This is a genomic window from Delftia sp. ASV31 (genome assembly GCF_016428765.1).
Classification (GTDB): domain Bacteria; phylum Pseudomonadota; class Gammaproteobacteria; order Burkholderiales; family Burkholderiaceae_C; genus Comamonas; species Comamonas acidovorans.
In genome coordinates this window covers 15114-32774 of record NZ_JAELTK010000018.1, presented here as the reverse complement: position 1 = coordinate 32774, position 17661 = coordinate 15114, and the positions used below count along the sequence as shown (strand labels likewise).

Sequence of the window (17661 nt, the reverse complement as noted above, 5' to 3'; positions counted from 1 at the left end):
TTTTGGTGCGCATCGCCTGCCAGGGCGGGAGTGCCATGGTGCATTGCAAGATGGATGCCAGCCGCCTGGCAGGCACCAGGCACCGTGCTGGTGCCTGGCGGCCGCTGTGGCGCGGCTTGGGCGCGGCTCTGGCGCACGGTATGGGCTGCGGTAGTGCATGCGCCCCGATGCGGTGCCCAGGCGCAAAAAAGCCCGGCGGCGCCGGGCTTGGGTGTCAGGCCTTGATGCGGGCCGTCAGATGGTCAGGCCGTGAGGTCGCACAGCATGCGCGCGATGACCTTGGTAGCGCGGCGCAGGTCCTCCAGCACCAGGCGCTCGTCGGCGCGCTTGGCGTGGGATTCCAGCACGGTGCGCGGGCCGGCGCCGTAGATCACGCCGGGAATGCCGCGCTCCACGTACAGGCGCACGTCGGTGTACAGCGGCGTGCCCACGGCCGGGGGCTTTTCGCCGAAGACGGCCTCGCCATGGGCCTGGATGGCGTCCACCAGCGGCTTGTTGCCCGCCAGCGGCGTCATGGCATTGGCCAGCAGCAGGCGCTTGATGTCCACGCGCACGGCATCCTCGCCCGTGTAGCCGCCCTTGGCGTTGAAGTCGGCAATGGCCTGGGCGATGACGGCGCGGATGCTGGCCTCGACCTCGGCCGGGTTTTCCTCGGGGATCATGCGGCGGTCGATCTTGAGCACGACCTTGCCGGGCACCACGTTGGTGTTGGTGCCGCCTTCGATGCGGCCGATGTTCAGGTAGGGGTGCTTGATGCCCGGCACCTTGGAGGTCACCTGCTGGTACTTGGTGTTCTCGGCGTACAGCGCGTTCATCAGCACCACGGCGGCCTGCAGCGCGTCCACGCCCGTGTGGGGCACGGCGGCATGGGCCATCTTGCCCTGCACGGTCACTTCCATCTGCAGGCAGCCGTTGTGGGCGGTGACGACTTCGTAGCTGAAGCCAGCGGCGACCATCAGGTCGGGTTGGGTGAGGTTGTTGGCCAGCAGCCAGCCGGGGCCCAGGATGCCGCCGAATTCCTCGTCATAGGTGAAGTGCAGTTCCACCGCGCCCTTGGAGGGCCGGGCCACGGCTTCGAGCGCACGCACGGCGTAGGTGAAGGTGGCGAAGTCGCTCTTGCTCACGGCGGCGGCGCGGCCGTAGAGCTTGCCGTCCTCGATGGCGGCGCCATAGGGGTCCTGGGTCCAGCCTTCACCGGGCGGCACCACGTCGCCGTGGGCGTTCAGCGCGATGGTCAGGCCGCCGCCGGCGTCACCTGCGCTGCCGTAGGGGCGGCGCACGATCAGGTTGGTGATGGACTCCATGCCGTAGGCCTTGACGTCAGCCTCGGGCACGGTGTGCTTCTCGGCCTCGTAGCCCAGGGTCTTGAGCAGCTCGGCCGTGCGCTCGGCATGGGGTGCGTTGTTGCCGGGCGGGGTGTCGGTCGGAACCTGGACCAGGGCCTGCAGGAATTGCACCTCTTCATCGAAATGCTGGTCGATCCAGGCGTCCAGGGCGGCGTAGGTGGCTTGCTTGTCTTGGTTCATGTCGGTCATTGCTGCTCTTGGGCCAGCTGGTTCAGTACGTGGGAGAAGGCATCGACGGACAGTTGCATGTCGTCGGCGGTGGAGCTTTCCAGCGGGTTGTGGCTGATGCCGGCGTTCAGGCCGCGCACGAACAGCATGGCCTGGGGCATGATTTCGTGCAGCTTCATGGCGTCGTGGCCGGCGCCGCTGGGCATGCGGTACAGGGGCACGCCCAGGGCGTCCACGGCGGCTTCCCAGCGCTGCTGCCATTCGGGGGCGCTGGGGGCGGCGGCGGCCTTCATGGCCAGCTCGGTGCTGTAGCGCAGGCCACGGCGCTGGGCGATGGCCTCGATCTCGGCCAGGATGTCGGCCACCATGGCGTCGCGCTGCTCGTTGGTGGGCGCGCGCAGGTCCAGGCTGAACTGGCAGCGGCCGGGAACCACGTTGACCGAGCCGCTGGGCACATTGAGCTGGCCCATGGTGGCCACCGAGGTGCCGTCGCGCGCGGCGCGCTTTTCGATGTACAGCGCCAGCTCGGCCACGCCGCATGCGGCATCGCGGCGGCGGTCCATGGGCGTGGTGCCGGCGTGGCTGGCCATGCCGATCATCTCGCAGATGTAGCGCGCGCTGCCATTGATGGAGGTGACGATGCCCAGCGGGATGTCCAGTTCGTTGAGCACCGGGCCCTGTTCGATGTGCACTTCGATGAAGCCCAGGTAGCGGGCCGGATCGCGCTGCAGCTTCGGAATGTCGTCAATGCACAGGCCGGCGTGCTGCATGGCCTCGCGCAGGGTGATGCCGTCGGCATCCTTTTGCTCCAGCCATTCCTGCCTGAAGTCGCCGATCAGTGCGCCCGAGCCCAGGAAGGTGGCCTTGTAGCGCTGGCCTTCTTCTTCCGCAAAACCCACGACCTCGATATGAAACGGCAGGCGCTTGCCCTGGCGGTGCAGCTCGCGCACGCAGGCCATGGGCACGAAGATGCCCAGGCGGCCGTCGTACTTGCCGCCGTTGCGCACGGTGTCGTAGTGGCTGCCGGTCAGCAGGGTCTTGGCGTCCTCGGTGGCCGCCTTGTAGCGGCCCACGACGTTGCCCACGGCGTCGATCTCGACCTCGTCGAAGCCGCAGTCGCGCATCCAGTGGCTGATGCGCTGGGCGCAGGCGCGGTGGGCATCGGTCAGGTAGGTGACGGTGAGCTGGCCCTTTTCGGCATATCCCGGGTCGCTGTGCTGGGCCAGCTTTTCCTGCCAGTCCCAGACATCGTTGCCCAGCTCGGGCGTGTAGCCGAACTTGTCGTTCAGGCGGATCTCGGCAATGCGGTGGATGTTGCGCAGCGCCTCGCCCAGCTCGAAGTCGGGGTGGTTGTGCAGGCGGCGCTCGAAGGTCTCGATGATCTCGGCCTTGGCCAGGCCCGCGCCGCGCGGACCGCGCACGGCCAGGATGAAGGGAAAGCCGAAGCGCTTGCCGTATTCGGCGTTGAGCTTGCGGATGTGCTCCAGCTCCTCGGGCGTGCAGCGCGTCAGGCCGGCCTTGTTCTGCTCGTTGGTGGATTCGGCCGTGAGCGTGTTGGTCTCCATGGCCTTGCCGGCCAGCTCCGGGTGGGCGCGGATCAGGTCGAGCTTGGCCTGCACCGGCGCCTTGTCCAGCACCTGGGCCATGGCGTACTTGATCTGTGCCAGCGAGCGGAAGGGGCGCTGGGCCAGCGCGGCCTCGGCAATCCAGGGCGAGTGTTCGTAGAGGCCGTCCAGCAGACTGGCGGCGGTGGCCAGGTCGGCGGCGTTGAGTTGTTCCAGCGTCAGAGCCATGCTGCGTTATTCCTTGTCGGGATGGTGGTGCGCCCAGTGGCGCGCGAGGTCGATGCGGCGGCAGACCCAGACCTTGTCGTGCCGCTGGATGTGGTCCAGAAAGCGCTGCAGTGCCGTGATGCGGCCGGGGCGGCCCAGCAGGCGGCAGTGCATGCCAATGCTCATCATCTTGGGGGAGTCGTCGCCGGCCGGATCGCCCTCAGCGTAGAGGGCGTCGAACGTGTCCTTCAGGTATTGGAAGAACGGGTCGGCGTGCGAGTAGCCCTGGGGCAGGGCGAAGCGCATGTCGTTGCAGTCCAGCGTGTAGGGCACGATGAGCTGGCTGCGGGTGCTGCCGTCGCTCTTGCCGACCTTCATCCAGAAGGGCAGGTCGTCGCCGTAGTAGTCGCTGTCGTAGGCGAAGCGGCCGTCGTCGGCCACCAGGCGGTGGGTGTTGGGGCTGTCGCGGCCCGTGTACCAGCCCAGGCCGTGGTCGCCATCGTGGCCGTACAGCTCGCCGAAGATCTCCATGCACTGGCGCATGTGCTCGCGCTCGATCTCGGCGGGAATGTTCTGGTAGTGGATCCACTTGAGGCCGTGGCAGGCCACTTCATGGCCCAGCTCGTCGAAGGCCTGGGCCAGCTCGCGGTGCTTTTGCAGGGCCGTGGCCACGCCGAACACGGTCAGCGGCAGGCCGCGCTTCTCGAACTCGCGCAGGATGCGCCAGACGCCTGCGCGCGAGCCGTATTCATAGATGCCTTCCATGCTCATGTGGCGCTCGGGGTAGGCGGCCGGGTTGAACATTTCGGACAGGAACTGCTCGCTGGCGGCGTCGCCGTGCAGCACGCAGTTCTCGCCGCCCTCTTCATAGTTGAGGACGAACTGCACGGCCACGCGGGCCTGGCCTGGCCAGCGGGCGTGCGGGGGCGTGCGACCGTAGCCGATCAGGTCGCGGGGATAGGGGGCAGTGGCGTCGTAGGTCATGCGGATACGGAGGAAAGGGCCATCGAAAGATCGCTGGTCGGCATGTCGCGGTCGAAGGTCAGGCCGGCTTCCACGTGGTCCAGGTGCTGCTGCATGAGCTGCACGGCGTGGTCGGCGTCGCCGCCGGCCAGGGCCGTGACGATTTCGGCATGCTCGTCATGGGAATGCTCGGCGGCCGTGCTGGACTGGTACATCAGCGTGATCAGCGCGCAGCGCGAGATCAGCTCGCCCAGCAGCTGGGCCAGCACCTCGTTGCCCATGAGCTCGGCCATGCGCACGTGGAAGTCGCCCAGCAGCTCGGTACGCTGGCCGACATCGTTGCCGTCCATGGCCTTTTTCTCGGCCGCCACGTGCTGCCGCAGCGCGCGGATCTTGGCCGGCGTGCTCTGGGCGATGAAGGCGCGCACCATCTCGGCTTCGAGCATGCGGCGCACGGCGAAGACCTGGCGCGCCTCGTCCACCGAGGGCGTGGCCACGAAGGCCCCGCGCGCGGGTTCGAGCCGGATCAGGCGGTTTTGCGACAGCTGGAACAGCGCCTGGCGCACCAGGGTGCGCGAGACGCCGAAATGGTCTGCCAATTTCTGCTCGGCCAGCTTGGTGCCGGGCAGAAGACGGTGTTCGACGATGGCCCGGGTCAGGCTCTCGACAATGAAACTGGTGGTGGAAGTCTCCATTCAGCCATCATAGCGGCTGGTCACAAGAGTTGTATACAGTTTCTGTCTACTGCTTATTGGCGTTTCCCCGCATACGGCATCCCTTTTCAGAAACCGGGCGCTGCCGTATCGAAGTGCCGTGCCAGGTGCTCGACAAAGCGCTGCACGCGCTGGGTTGCCGCATGCCGCTGCGGATAGACCACATGGATGTCGGCCGGCGCCGTGGCATGGTCGGCCAGCACCTGCACCAGGCGGCCGCTGCGCAGGTAGCGGGCGACATCCCATTCGGCGCGCATGACGATGCCCAGGCCGGCCAGGGCCCAGCCCACGGCGATCTCGCCATCGTTGGTGCTCAGGCTGTCGCGCAGGCGGATGGCCTCGGTCTTGCGGCCGGGGCCGTTGTGGGTGAAGCGCCAGACGCCGTGGGTGTCGTCGCCCTGGCGGATGTCGATGCAGTCGTGCTGCATCAGCTCGCGCGGGGTGGCCGGCGTGCCGCGCCGTGCCAGGTAGACGGCAGACGCGCACAGCAGCCGCCGGTTGGGCGCCAGGCGCCGCGCGATGATGCGCGCGTCCGGCGGCTCGCCAAAACGTATGCACAGGTCGAAGCTGTCATCGACCAGGGGCGGCGGCGAGGCCGACAGCTGCAGCTGCACCTGGATCTGCGGGTGCCTGCGCACGAAGCTGGCGATCAGCGGCGCGATATGGCTGCGCCCGAATCCCAGCGTGGCATTGATGCGCAGCAGGCCCTGCGGCTGCCCGGGCATGCCGGCCACGGCCTGCTCCATGGCGGCAATGTCTTCCAGGATGCGCCGCGCATGGGCCAGGTAGGTCTGGCCCTCATCGGTCAGGCCCAGGCGCCGCGTCGTGCGGCTGACCAGTTGCACGCCCAGCCGCGCCTCCATCTGGGACAGGCGCTTGCTGGCCGCCGGCGTGGTGATGCCCAGCTCGCGGGCCGTGGCTGACAGGCTGGCGCTGCGGGCCAGCAGGCAGAAGAAGGCCATCTCCGATGGCGCTGAGACGGGTGTGCTCATTGTTGAATCAAAGTGAACGATGCCATCACTCTAGAGGCGCGCGCGGTGTTGTTCCATCGATAGATTCACGGACAAGGCCATGGAACCGCATGGCGCTTCATCCACCGCAATCCAAGGAGTCCTCATGACAAAGACATACCGCATCGCCTGCATTCCCGGCGATGGCATCGGCAAGGAAGTGGTGCCCGCAGGGCAGGAGGTGCTGCAGGCGCTGGCCGAAACCCAGCCCGGCCTGGGCTTTGCCTTCACCAGTTTCGGCTGGGGCGGCGACTGGTACCGCACGCACGGCGAGATGATGCCGGCCGACGGGCTGGACGCGCTGCGCGGCCAGGATGCCATCCTGTTCGGCTCGGCCGGCGACCCGCACATTCCCGACCATGTCACGCTGTGGGGCCTGCGCCTGAAGATCTGCCAGGGGTTCGATCAGTACGCCAATGTGCGGCCCACGCGCATCCTGCCCGGCATCGATGCGCCGCTCAAGCGCTGCGCAGCCGCGGACCTGGACTGGGTCATCGTGCGCGAGAACTCCGAAGGCGAATACGCGGGCGTGGGCGGCCGCGCCCACCAGGGCCATCCCATCGAGGTGGCCACCGACGTGAGCATGATGACCCGTGCGGGCGTGGAGCGCATCATGCGCTTTGCCTTCCGCCTGGCGCAGTCGCGGCCGCGCAAGCTGCTGACGGTGATCACCAAGTCCAACGCCCAGCGCCACGCCATGGTGATGTGGGACGAGATCGCGGTGCAGGTGGCCGCCGAGTTCCCCGACGTGCGCTGGGACAAGGAGCTGGTGGACGCGGCCACGGCGCGCATGGTCAACCGCCCCGCCTCGCTGGACACCCTGGTCGCCACCAACCTGCATGCCGACATCCTCAGCGACCTGGCGGCCGCGCTGGCCGGCAGCCTGGGCATTGCGCCCACGGGCAACATCGATCCGGAGCGCCGCTATCCCAGCATGTTCGAGCCCATCCACGGATCGGCCTTCGACATCATGGGCCAGGGCCTGGCCAACCCCGTGGGCACCTTCTGGAGCTGCGTGATGCTGCTGGAGCACCTGGGCGAGCACCGCGCCGCGCAGCGGCTGATGCAGGCCGTGGAGCAGGTGACGGCCGATGCCGCGCTGCACACGCGCGACCTGGGCGGCAAGGCCACCACGCGCCAGGTCACCGACGCGGTCTGCGCACGGCTGCGCGCGCAGACCGCCGAGGTCCAGGCCGAGCCCGTGCCTGCCTGAGCGCGCGCTGCATGGTCCGATAGCCCCCAAAAGAACAGACAGGAGACAAGCCATGAACCGCATCACCAGGGTTGCCGCAGCGTGCGCGCTGGCCGCCGCCACCATTGCAGCCGCCATGTCTTCGGCCTGGGCCCAGGCCTGGCCGGCGCGCCCCGTCAACCTCATCGTGCCGTTTCCCGCAGGCGGTACCACCGATGTGCTGGCACGTGCGCTGGGCCAGGAGCTGTCCAAGAGTCTGGGCCAGCCCGTGGTCGTGGAAAACCGCCCCGGCGCGGGCGCCACCCTGGGCGCCGACCATGTGGCCAAGGCGAAACCTGACGGCTACACCCTGCTCATGGGCGCCGTGCACCACACCATTGCCACCAGCGTCTACCGCAGGCTGGGCTATGACTTCCAGAAGGACCTGGCGCCCATCACCGTGGTGGCCGTGGTCCCCAATGTGCTGGTGGTCAATCCGCAGGTGCCCGCCAAAACCGTGCAGGAGCTGCTGGCCCAGGCCCGCGCCCAGCCCGGCAAGCTGGCCTATGGCTCCAATGGCGCGGGCACGGGCCAGCACCTGATCGGCGCGCAGTTCGAGTCCATGGGCGGCGTGCAGCTGCTGCACGTGCCCTACAAGGGCAGCGGGCCGCTGACCACCGATCTGCTGGGCGGGCAGATCGCCATGTCCTTCGATACCGTCACGCCCGTGCTGCCCCACATCAAGGCCGGCAAGCTGCGCGCGCTGGCCGTGACCACGGCCCGGCGCTCGGTGGCCCTGCCCGATGTGCCCACGCTGGACGAGGCAGGGCTCAAGGGCTTCGACATGGGCACCTGGTTCGGCGTGCTGGCACCGGCCGCCACGCCCCGCGAGGTACTGGCGCGGCTGGGCGCGGACATGAACCGCATCATCGAGTCCCCGCAGTTCCGCAGGAAGATGGAAGAGATAGGCGCCGAGCCCGTCGGCGGATCGCCCGAGCAGATGGCGCGCCAGATCCGCGACGACACCGACCGCTTCGCCAGGCTGGTCAAGGACGCCAAGGTGGCTCTGGATTGAGTTGAGTTGGCACGAGGAACGAGGCCGGGCGAATCAGTTGTGACTTGACCGCATGCCACCGCCGGTGCAGGAAATTCCATAATGCCCGGCGGAGACAACACACCATGACCAGCACCACGGACCTGCACCTCACCGATCCCCAAGCCTTTCTGCTCGACCTCTACCGCGCTGCGGTCAAGGATGCGCAGCCCCTGTACAGCATGGCCCAATGCCTGCCAAAACCTCCCAAGGGCCGCACCCTGGTGCTGGGCGCGGGCAAGGCCGGCGGCTCCATGGCCCAGGCGCTGGAGGCGCTGTGGCCTGCGGACGCGCCGCTGTCCGGCCTCGTGGTCACGCGCTACCACCACATCCCGCCGCGCCCCGAAGGCCTGGCGCAGCGCATCGAGGTGGTCGAGGCCGCCCACCCCGTGCCCGATGCGGCAGGCCTGGCCGCCGCCGAACGCATCCTCGCGCTGACCGAAGGGCTGACCGAGGACGACCTCGTGCTGTGCCTGATCTCGGGCGGCGGCTCGGCCCTGCTGACCCTGCCGGCCGAAGGCATCGACCTGGAGGAAAAGCAGCGCATCAACCGCGCCCTGCTGGAAAGCGGCGCCGCCATCGGCGAGATGAACTGCGTGCGCAAGCACCTGTCGCGCATCAAGGGCGGGCGCCTGGGCGCGGCCTGCGCGCCTGCGCGCGTGGTCACGCTGACCATCAGCGATGTGCCGGGCGACGATCCCTCCATCATCGCCAGCGGCCCCACCGTGCCCGATGCCAGCAGCTGCGCCGACGCGCTGGCCATCCTCGCGCGCTACCGCATCGACGTGCCCGAATCCGTGCGCCGCGCGCTGGAGGCGGGCGAGCTGGAAACCCCCAAGCCCGGCGACGCGCGCTTCGACGGCCATGAGGTTCACATGATCGCCACGCCCCAGCACTCGCTGGAGGCGGCCGCACGCGTGGCCGAGGCGGCGGGCCTGCGCACCCATGTGCTGTCCGACGAGATCGAGGGCGAATCGCGCGAAGTCGCCAAGGTCCACGCCGCCCTGGCGCGCGCCGTGGCCCGCCACGGCCAGCCGTTTGCAAAGCCCTGCGTGATCCTGTCCGGCGGCGAGACCACGGTCACCATCCGGCAGCGCCCGGCCGGCACGCCCAAGGGGCGCGGCGGCCGCGCGGGCGAGTTCTGCATGGGCCTGGCCCAGGCCCTGCAGGGGCAGGACAAGGTCTGGGCGCTGGCGGCCGATACCGATGGCATCGATGGCGTGGAAGACAACGCGGGCGCGCGCGTGTCACCGGATACGCTGGCGCGGGCCCAGGCCCAGGGAATGCGGATTGCCGAGTACCTGGATCGCAATGATGCGTATGGGTTCTTTGATGCGCTGGGGGATCTGGTGGTGACCGGGCCCACGCATACCAACGTGAATGACTTCCGGGCGATTCTGGTTCTCTAGGTTTTTGCCCCTGCCGGGTGGTTGTTTTTCGGGGCCGGGACGTGCGCCCGGCCACTTGTTTCAGGCTCGCCTGTTTCAGGCGCTCACGCCCCGCGCGGCAGCGTCTCCCACCATTCGGCATCGAACCGCCCCTGCAGGAAGGCGATGAAGGACTGCACCTTCTGCGGCACCAGGCGCGGCGAGGGATAGACGGCGTGGATTTCCTGCTCGGGCAGTCGGCAGGTCTTGAGGACTTCGACCACGCGGCCGGCCTGCAGCGAGTCATGGGCCACGTAGCGGGGCAGGGCGGCGATGCCCATGTGCGAGCGTGAGGCCGCCAGCAGGGCCGAGAGATTGTTGGAGCGCAGCCGGCCCGTGACCGCCACCGAGACCGGCTCTCCGCTGGCGTTGCGCAGGCGCCAGATGTCGTTGCCCTGCACGCTGCTGTAGATCAGCGTGACATGTTCCTTGAGGTCGGAGGGGCGGCGCGGCGTGCCGCGCTTGCGCAGGTAGGTGGGCGAGGCCACCAGCACCCAGGGGTTCACGCCCAGCGTGCGTGCGCCCAGGCTGGAGTCGGCCAGCTTGCCCAGGCGCAGGGCCACGTCGATGCCGTTGGCCACCAGGTCGGTGTAGCGGTCCTCGAAGCTCAGGTCGACCTGCACCTGGGGGTTGTGCGCCATGAACTCCAGCGCCAGCGGTATCAGCACGCGCCGGCCAAAGGCCACCGAGCTGCCAATGCGCAGCTGGCCCTGCACCTGGGTCTGGCGCACCTGGACCACCTTGTCGGCCTCGGCCACGTCGTTGACGATGGTCTTGCATTTCTCGTAGTACAGCGCGCCCGCTTCGGTCAGGCTCACGCCGCGCGTGTTGCGGTTGAGCAGGCGCACCTTCAGGCGCGCTTCCATGGCTGCGATCTGCTTGGTGACTGTGGGCTGGGTGGTGGCGAATTCGTGCGCGACCTTGGTGAAGCTGCTGGTCTCCACCACGCGCACGAACATGTGCATGGCATCGAGTCTGTCCATGGCGCTGTCTCCTTTTTCATTGGTAGTTATTCCTGCACGGAATAAATTTTATGGTCTGCGCAGGCGTTCCGCCAATCGGCCTGTCTGCCTAGAGTTGACTCCAATTTGAAGGAGACCTCCCATGGCAAAAATGAAAGCAATCGAAGCCGCAGTCCGCGTGCTGGAAAAAGAAGGCGTGACCGTCGCATTCGGCGTTCCCGGTGCCGCCATCAACCCGCTGTACGCAGCGCTCAAGGACCATGGCGGCATCGGCCATATCCTGGCGCGCCACGTCGAAGGCGCAAGCCACATGGCCGAGGGCTACACCCGCGCCGTGGCCGGCAACATCGGCGTGTGCATCGGCACCAGCGGCCCGGCCGGCACGGACATGATCACGGGCCTGTACTCGGCCAGCGCGGATTCGATTCCGATTCTCTGCATCACGGGCCAGGCGCCGCGCTCGCGTCTGCACAAGGAAGATTTCCAGGCCGTGGACATTGCCTCCATCGCCAAGACCGTGACCAAGTGGGCCACCACGGTGCTGGAGCCGGCCCAGGTGCCGCGCGCCTTCCAGCAGGCCTTCCACCTGATGCGCTCGGGCCGTCCCGGCCCCGTGCTGATCGACCTGCCCATCGACGTGCAGTTGGCCGAGATCGAGTTCGACATCGACACCTACGAGCCCCTGCCTGTCTACAAGCCTGCCGCCACGCGCAAGCAGGTGGAAAAGGCCATCGCCATGCTCAACGAGTCCGAGCGTCCGCTGCTGGTCTCGGGCGGCGGCGTGATCAACGCCGATGCGTCCGAGCTGCTGGTGGAGTTCGCCGAGCTGCTGGACGTGCCCGTGATTCCCACCCTGATGGGCTGGGGCACCATCCCTGACGACCACCGCCTGATGGCCGGCATGTGCGGCCTGCAGACCAGCCACCGCTACGGCAATGCCACCATGCTGGCCTCCGACTTCGTGCTGGGCATTGGCAACCGCTGGGCCAACCGCCACACGGGCTCGGTCGAGGTCTACACCAAGGGCCGCAAGTTCGTGCACGTGGACATCGAGCCCACGCAGATCGGCCGCGTGTTCGCGCCCGACTACGGCATCGTCTCGGATGCGGGCGCTGCGCTCAAGCTCTTCGTCGAGGTGGCGCGCGAGTGGAAGACGGCTGGCCGACTGAAGGACCGCAGCGGCTGGGTGGCCGAATGCCAGGCTCGCAAGAACAATGTGGAGTACCTGCGCAAGACCAATTTCGACAACGTGCCCATGAAGCCGCAGCGCGTCTACCAGTGCATGAACCGCAGCCTGGACAAGGACACCTGCTACGTCTCCACCATCGGCCTGTCGCAGATTGCCGGCGCGCAGTTCCTGCATGTCTACAAGCCGCGCAACTGGATCAACTGCGGCCAGGCCGGCCCGCTGGGCTGGACCGTGCCGGCCGCCCTGGGCGTGCGCGTGGCCGACCCGGCCCGCAAGATCGTGGCGCTGTCGGGCGACTATGACTTCCAGTTCATGATCGAGGAACTGGCCGTGGGTGCGCAGTTCAAGCTGCCCTACATCCATGTGCTGGTCAACAACAGCTACCTGGGCCTGATCCGCCAAGCGCAGCGCGCCTTCTCCATCGACTACTGCGTGCAACTGGCCTTCGACAACATCAATGTCGACGACAAGGAAGAGTCCAAGGGCTACGGCGTGGACCACGTCAAGGTGGTCGAGGGCCTGGGCTGCAAGGCCATCCGCGTGCACCGTCCCGAGGACTTCGCGCCCGCCATGCAACAGGCCGAGGCCTGGATGGCAGAGCACCGCACGCCGGTCGTCGTCGAGGTCATCCTGGAGCGCGTGACCAACATCTCCATGGGCGCCGAGATCGACAACGTGATCGAGTTCGAGGACCTGGCCGCAGCGCCTGCCGACGTGCCCAGCGCGCTTGCACTGCTGGATTGACCGGCCCGCCACGGCACATCGCACGGCATTGCACTGCACTGCTTTTTCTATCGGCGGGGCACCCTGCGTGCCCTGCCGCTCCCAACCCACCAAACGACTACCGGAGACTTCTGACATGCCCCGTTTTGCTGCCAACCTCAGCATGCTGTTCACCGAGGTGCCCTTCCTCGACCGCTTCGAGCGCGCGGCGCGCGCCGGCTTCGAGGCCGTGGAATTCCTGTTTCCCTACGCCCATACGGTCGAAGAGATCAAGGAGCGCGTGGACGCCCACGGCCTGCAGATCGTGCTGCACAACCTGCCGGCCGGCGACTGGGATGCGGGCGAGCGCGGCATTGCCTGCCACCCCGACCGCGTGGACGAGTTCCGCGCCGGCGTGGCCAAGGCCGTGACCTATGGCCATGCGCTGGGCGTGCCCCAGCTCAACTGCCTGGCCGGCAAGGCGCCTGCCGGTGCCGATGCCGCGCTGCTGCGCCGCACCTTCGTGGACAACCTGCGCTTTGCCGCATCGGCGCTGAGCGCGGCCAATCTGCGCCTGCTGATCGAGCCCATCAACCCCTTCGACATTCCCGGCTTCTACCTGAACCGCACGGACGAGGCCCTGTCCATCCTCGACGAGGTGGGCGCGCCCAACGCCTTCGTGCAGTACGACATCTACCACGCGCAGCGCACCGAGGGCGAACTGGCGGCCACGCTGCAAAAGCACCTGGCGCGCATCGGCCATGTGCAGCTGGCCGACAACCCGGGCCGCAACGAGCCGGGCACGGGCGAGATCAACTACCCCTTCCTGTTCGCGCACCTGGACCGCATCGGCTACCAGGGCTGGGTGGGCTGCGAGTACAAGCCCGCGCGCGATACCGAATCGGGCCTGGGCTGGCTGGACGCCCACACCAGCGTGCGCGCGGCAGTCGCCGCCTGAGCGCCGCCGGAGTTTTTTCTCAGCTTTTCAAAAACGACAAGGAGTACACAGCATGAATGCATCCTCTCTCAAGCTTGGTTTCGTGGGCCTGGGCATCATGGGCGCGCCCATGGCGGGCCACCTTCTGACGGCCGGCCACCAGCTGTTCGTGAACACCCTGGGCAAGATCCCCGCGCAGATCGCCGAAAGCAGCGCCACCCAGTGCACCACGGCGCGCGGCGTGGCCGAGCGGGCCGACATCATCTTCCTGATGCTGCCCGACACGCCCGATGTCGAGAAGGTGCTGTTCGGCGAGGACGGCGTGGCCGCCGGCCTCAAGGGCAGCAGCGGCAAGGTGGTGGTGGACATGAGCTCCATCTCGCCCGTGGCCACCAAGGACTTCGCTCGCCGCATCGAGGCCATCGGCGCCCAGTACCTGGATGCGCCGGTCTCCGGCGGCGAGGTGGGCGCCAAGAACGCCACCCTGTCCATCATGGTCGGCGGCCCCGAGGACGTGTTCGCGCGCGTCAAGCCGCTGTTCGAGCGCATGGGCAAGAACATCACCCTGGTGGGCGGCAACGGCGACGGCCAGACCGCCAAGGTGGCCAACCAGATCATCGTGGCGCTGAACATCGAGGCCGTGGCCGAGGCCCTGCTGTTCGCGTCGCGCGCCGGTGCCGACCCGGCCCGCGTGCGCGAGGCGCTGCTGGGCGGCTTTGCCTCGTCCAAGATCCTGGAAGTGCATGCCGAGCGCATGATCAAGCGCACGTTCGACCCGGGCTTCCGCATCTCGCTGCACCAGAAGGACCTGAACCTTGCCCTGAGCAGCGCGCGCCAGCTCGGCGTGTCCCTGCCCAATACCGCCCAGGCGCAGGAGCTGTTCAACAGCTGCGTGGCCCACGGCGGCGCGAACTGGGATCACTCGGGCATGGTGCGTGCGCTGGAGATCCAGGCCAACTTCGAGGTCGGCCAGAAGGTCCCGGCCTGATGCCGCGCAACTGACAACGCGATTGGTGGGAGGGCGGCCTTGCGCCGCCCTGTTGTGAAAAGCCGCGCTCGGCAACGGGCGCGGCTTTTTCTTGCTTCAATATCCCAGCGTCTGCCCGTCGGGGTTGCGCGGGTCGGAGGCGCCGTAGAGCATGCCGTCGCGCAGCTCGATGGTCTGGGTGCGGCCCATCGACGCCTTCACGGCAACGTTGTGGCCGCGCGACTTGAGCAGGGCCACGGTGTCGGGGCTGATGCCCTTTTCCACGCGCAGCTCATCGGGCGTCCACTGGTGGTGAAAGCGCGGCGTGGCGGCGGCCTCGGCCGGGTTCATGCCGAAGTCGATGGTGTTGACCACGGTCTGCAGCACGGTGGTGATGATGCGCGCGCCGCCGGGGCTGCCGGTGACCAGCACGGGCTTGCCGCCCTTGAGCACCATGGTCGGCGTCATCGACGACAGCGGGCGCTTGCCTGCGGCCACCGCATTGGCATCGCCGCCGACCAGCCCATACGCGTTGGCCACGCCGGGCTTGGCCGAGAAATCGTCCATCTCGTTGTTGAGCAGGATGCCCGTGCCCTTGGCCACGATGCCGCTGCCGAAGTTGGTGTTCAGCGTATAGGTCACGGCCACGGCGTTGCCCGCCTTGTCCACCACCGAGTAGTGCGTGGTCTGGTCGCTCTCGTAGGGCTGGGGCTTGCCGGGCCGGATGTCCTTGCCGGCGCGCGCCTGGTAGGGGTCGATGCCGGCGGCCAGTGCCTCGGCATAGCGCTTGGAGGTCAGGCCCTTGAGCGGCACGGTCACGAAGTCGGGATCACCCAGGTATTCGGCACGGTCGGCATAGGCCAGCTTCATGCTTTCCGCCATGTAGTGGATGCTCTGCGCGCTGTTGACGCCCCACTGGTTCATGGGCCAGCGTTCCATCATGTTGAGGATCTGGATCAGGTGGGCGCCGCCGGAGGACGGAGGCGGCATGGTCACGATCTCGTAGCCGCGGTAGGTGCCGCGCAGCGGCTCACGCTCGGCGACCTTGTAGCTCTTGAGGTCCTGCAGCGAGAGGGCGCCTGCATGCGGCGCCATCTCGGCCGCGATCTTGCGGGCGATGGAGCCTTCGTAGAACACCTTGGAGCCCTGCTGGCCGATCAGGCGCAGCGACTGCGCCAAGTCCTTTTGCACCAGGCGGTCACCGCGCTTGAGGGGCTCGCCGTTGCGCCAGAAGATGGCTTGGGTGGCGGGCCACTGGCCCATGTTCTTCTTTTCCTGCTCCAGGATCTTGGCCAGGGTCTCGCTGACCGTAAAGCCCTTGTCGGCCAGCTTTGCGGCCGGCGCAATCACCGTGGACAAGGGCAGCGATCCCCATTTCTTCAGCGCATGCTCCATGCCGGCCACGGTGCCGGGCACGCCCACGGCGTAGTGGGTGTAGAGCGATTTGCCGTCGATGACCTTGCCATCCGCACCCACGTACATGTCGCGCGTGGCCTTGGAGGGCGCGACCTCGCGGAAGTCCAGCGCAATGTTCTTGCCGCTCTTGGCGTCATGCACCACCATGAAGCCGCCGCCGCCGATGTTGCCGGCATTGGGCAGGGCCACCGCCAGCGCAAAGCCCATGGCCACGGCGGCGTCCACCGCATTGCCGCCGGACTTCAGGATCTGCAGGCCGATGCGCGAGGCCAGCTCCTGCTCGCTGGCCACCATGCCGCTCCTGCCCACGACGGGATGGAACACATCCATGTCGAAGTCATAGGCGGCGCTGGCGGCCTGGGCCGCGTTGCTCTGCGTGATGGGCGCCGCTGCCGGGGCAGGCGCTGCGGCCACGGGGGCTGGCGCCGCCGAAGCCGCGGGCGGCTGCGTGCTGCTGCAGGCGGCCAGGCTGGCAATGGCCAGCGCCAGGCTGGTTGCAAGCAAGGGGGAGCGAAGTTGCATCGGTATCTCCTTGGCAGATGAAACAGTGGAACAGTGGAAAAAGAGCGCGAGTCCTGTGCCGCCCTGTACGCGCTGGCCGCAGGGTCCTGCGGCCAGGGCGGCGGCGGACCACAGTGTAGAAGCATGGCGTCGGCAGCCTTCCCGCGCGCGGGCCCGGACACCGAAAGTGCGGGTATCTGCCTAGGCGTCGGCCGTGCAACGCCCTTCAAGGGCGTACAAAAACTGTATACACTTTGCGAATGCAGGGCAGGGCCGCGAGTGCTGTCGCGCGCCGCGCTCCGTGCATTGACCAACCAATGACAACCGGGCGGGCCAGCTCCCGCCGCACAGGAGATTTCCATGGGCCTGAGCACCCACGTCCTCGACACCATGAACGGCTGCCCCGCAGCCGGCATGGCTGTCGCGCTGTATTCCACCGATGGCGACCAGGCCACGCTGATCAAGAGCCTGGTGCTCAACCACGACGGCCGCACCGATGCGCCGCTGTTCGACAACAACAGCCTCAGGACCGGCACCTACCGCCTGACCTTCGACGTGGCGGCCTACTTCAAGGCCCGTGGCGTGCAACTGCCCGAGCCCAACTTCCTCAACAAGGTGAGCCTGGACTTCGGCGTGGCCCATGCCGACCAGCACTACCACGTGCCCCTGCTGGTCAGCCCCTGGAGCTATTCCACGTACCGGGGCTCCTGAGCCCTGGACTGCAGGCGCAGGCTGTCGGGGGATGGCCTGGAGTGAAACCTGAAATGACGAACGGCCCGCATTGCGGGCCGTTTCTGTTCCTGTCGCTGAAAGAAGGCGGGCTACTTGCCCTTGGCGTGCCCCATGGCCACGACCAGGGCCGTGATGAAGAAGAAGGCCTGCAGCTCCAGCGCCCAGCCTCCCGAGCTGTGCAGCTGCATCACCTGGCCGGTGTGCACCAGCGCAAAGGCCACGACCATGTTGATCGCAATCACCAGCGCCGCAGGCACCACCCACAGGCCCACCAGCAGCAGCAGCGGCGCCACCACCTCACCCAGATACACCGCATAGGCCAGCCAGCCCGGCGCGCCCGCGGACTCCACCATGCGCTCGATGCTGCCTATGCCGTAGCGCAGCTTCGCCCAGCCGTGAAAAAGCAACAGGACCGCGAGCGTGACGCGCAGCAGCACCATGGCTGCCTGGGGATGGTGAAAGTGGCTCCAGAACTTCATGAACTCCCTCGGTGTGGATGACCCGGCATGCCGGGCGTTGCCGTGCTGCATTCTGGCATCAGCGGACTTGAGGTGCAGGCTGTGGCGGCCCGGCACGGGATTTTCAGACATTT

Annotated in this window: 15 protein-coding genes; 7 read left to right on the top strand and 8 right to left on the bottom strand. The window is 67.7% G+C overall.

Going from position 1 to position 17661, the window contains the following annotated elements; all coding sequences use genetic code 11:
• Positions 1-242: 242 nt before the first annotated feature.
• From JHD82_RS08995 to JHD82_RS08975, 5 genes are all read right to left on the bottom strand, one after another.
• Positions 243-1535, bottom strand: coding sequence for a M20/M25/M40 family metallo-hydrolase (locus JHD82_RS08995; RefSeq protein ID WP_012204031.1), 1293 nt, complete (start codon positions 1533-1535; stop codon positions 243-245).
• Positions 1532-3307, bottom strand: coding sequence for a 2-oxo-4-hydroxy-4-carboxy-5-ureidoimidazoline decarboxylase (gene uraD / locus JHD82_RS08990; RefSeq protein ID WP_199136082.1), 1776 nt, complete (start codon positions 3305-3307; stop codon positions 1532-1534). Before uraD ends, JHD82_RS08995 begins: the two co-directional genes overlap by 4 nt.
• Positions 3308-3313: 6 nt before the next feature.
• Positions 3314-4270, bottom strand: a complete 957-nt coding sequence (gene puuE / locus JHD82_RS08985; RefSeq protein ID WP_199136080.1) for an allantoinase PuuE — start codon at positions 4268-4270, stop codon at positions 3314-3316.
• Positions 4267-4944, bottom strand: a complete 678-nt coding sequence (locus tag JHD82_RS08980) for a GntR family transcriptional regulator (protein WP_012204034.1) — start codon at positions 4942-4944, stop codon at positions 4267-4269. Before JHD82_RS08980 ends, puuE begins: the two co-directional genes overlap by 4 nt.
• Positions 4945-5030: 86 nt before the next feature.
• Positions 5031-5954, bottom strand: coding sequence for a LysR family transcriptional regulator (locus tag JHD82_RS08975; RefSeq protein ID WP_199136078.1), 924 nt, complete (start codon positions 5952-5954; stop codon positions 5031-5033).
• A 124-nt stretch (positions 5955-6078) separates the two neighbouring features.
• Between JHD82_RS08975 and JHD82_RS08970 the strand changes: the two genes are divergently transcribed.
• From JHD82_RS08970 to JHD82_RS08960, 3 genes are all read left to right on the top strand, one after another.
• Entirely contained in the window at positions 6079-7185 is a 1107-nt protein-coding gene (locus JHD82_RS08970; RefSeq protein WP_199136076.1) for a tartrate dehydrogenase, read from the top strand.
• Between the two features lie 52 nt (positions 7186-7237).
• Positions 7238-8218, top strand: a complete 981-nt coding sequence (locus JHD82_RS08965) for a tripartite tricarboxylate transporter substrate binding protein (protein ID WP_199136074.1) — start codon at positions 7238-7240, stop codon at positions 8216-8218.
• Between the two features lie 104 nt (positions 8219-8322).
• Positions 8323-9645: a glycerate kinase gene (locus JHD82_RS08960; protein ID WP_046240325.1), complete on the top strand. Its 1323-nt coding sequence runs from the start codon at positions 8323-8325 to the stop codon at positions 9643-9645.
• Between the two features lie 83 nt (positions 9646-9728).
• Here the strand turns inward: JHD82_RS08960 and JHD82_RS08955 are convergent, their stop codons facing one another.
• Positions 9729-10646: a LysR family transcriptional regulator gene (locus tag JHD82_RS08955; RefSeq protein WP_199136072.1), complete on the bottom strand. Its 918-nt coding sequence runs from the start codon at positions 10644-10646 to the stop codon at positions 9729-9731.
• 121 nt (positions 10647-10767) lie between these two features.
• Between JHD82_RS08955 and gcl the strand changes: the two genes are divergently transcribed.
• The 3 genes from gcl to glxR all read left to right on the top strand — a co-directional run bounded on the left by gcl (position 10768) and on the right by glxR (position 14441).
• Positions 10768-12558: a glyoxylate carboligase gene (gene gcl / locus JHD82_RS08950; RefSeq protein ID WP_199136070.1), complete on the top strand. Its 1791-nt coding sequence runs from the start codon at positions 10768-10770 to the stop codon at positions 12556-12558.
• A gap of 115 nt (positions 12559-12673) precedes the next feature.
• Positions 12674-13474: a hydroxypyruvate isomerase gene (gene hyi, locus JHD82_RS08945; RefSeq protein ID WP_012204041.1), complete on the top strand. Its 801-nt coding sequence runs from the start codon at positions 12674-12676 to the stop codon at positions 13472-13474.
• Positions 13475-13526: 52 nt separating this feature from the next.
• On the top strand, positions 13527-14441 hold the full coding sequence (gene glxR / locus JHD82_RS08940) for a 2-hydroxy-3-oxopropionate reductase (RefSeq protein ID WP_013803708.1): 915 nt from the start codon (positions 13527-13529) through the stop codon (positions 14439-14441).
• 96 nt (positions 14442-14537) lie between these two features.
• Here the strand turns inward: glxR and ggt are convergent, their stop codons facing one another.
• Complete coding sequence (gene ggt / locus JHD82_RS08935) at positions 14538-16358, bottom strand: gamma-glutamyltransferase (protein ID WP_071954645.1); 1821 nt, start codon at positions 16356-16358, stop codon at positions 14538-14540.
• A gap of 339 nt (positions 16359-16697) precedes the next feature.
• On the opposite strand from ggt, the gene uraH reads away from it, so the two are divergent.
• Positions 16698-17048, top strand: a complete 351-nt coding sequence (uraH, locus tag JHD82_RS08930; RefSeq protein ID WP_012204044.1) for a hydroxyisourate hydrolase — start codon at positions 16698-16700, stop codon at positions 17046-17048.
• A gap of 110 nt (positions 17049-17158) precedes the next feature.
• Here the strand turns inward: uraH and JHD82_RS08925 are convergent, their stop codons facing one another.
• Complete coding sequence (locus tag JHD82_RS08925) at positions 17159-17548, bottom strand: DoxX family protein (RefSeq protein ID WP_012204045.1); 390 nt, start codon at positions 17546-17548, stop codon at positions 17159-17161.
• Positions 17549-17661: the final 113 nt, after the last annotated feature.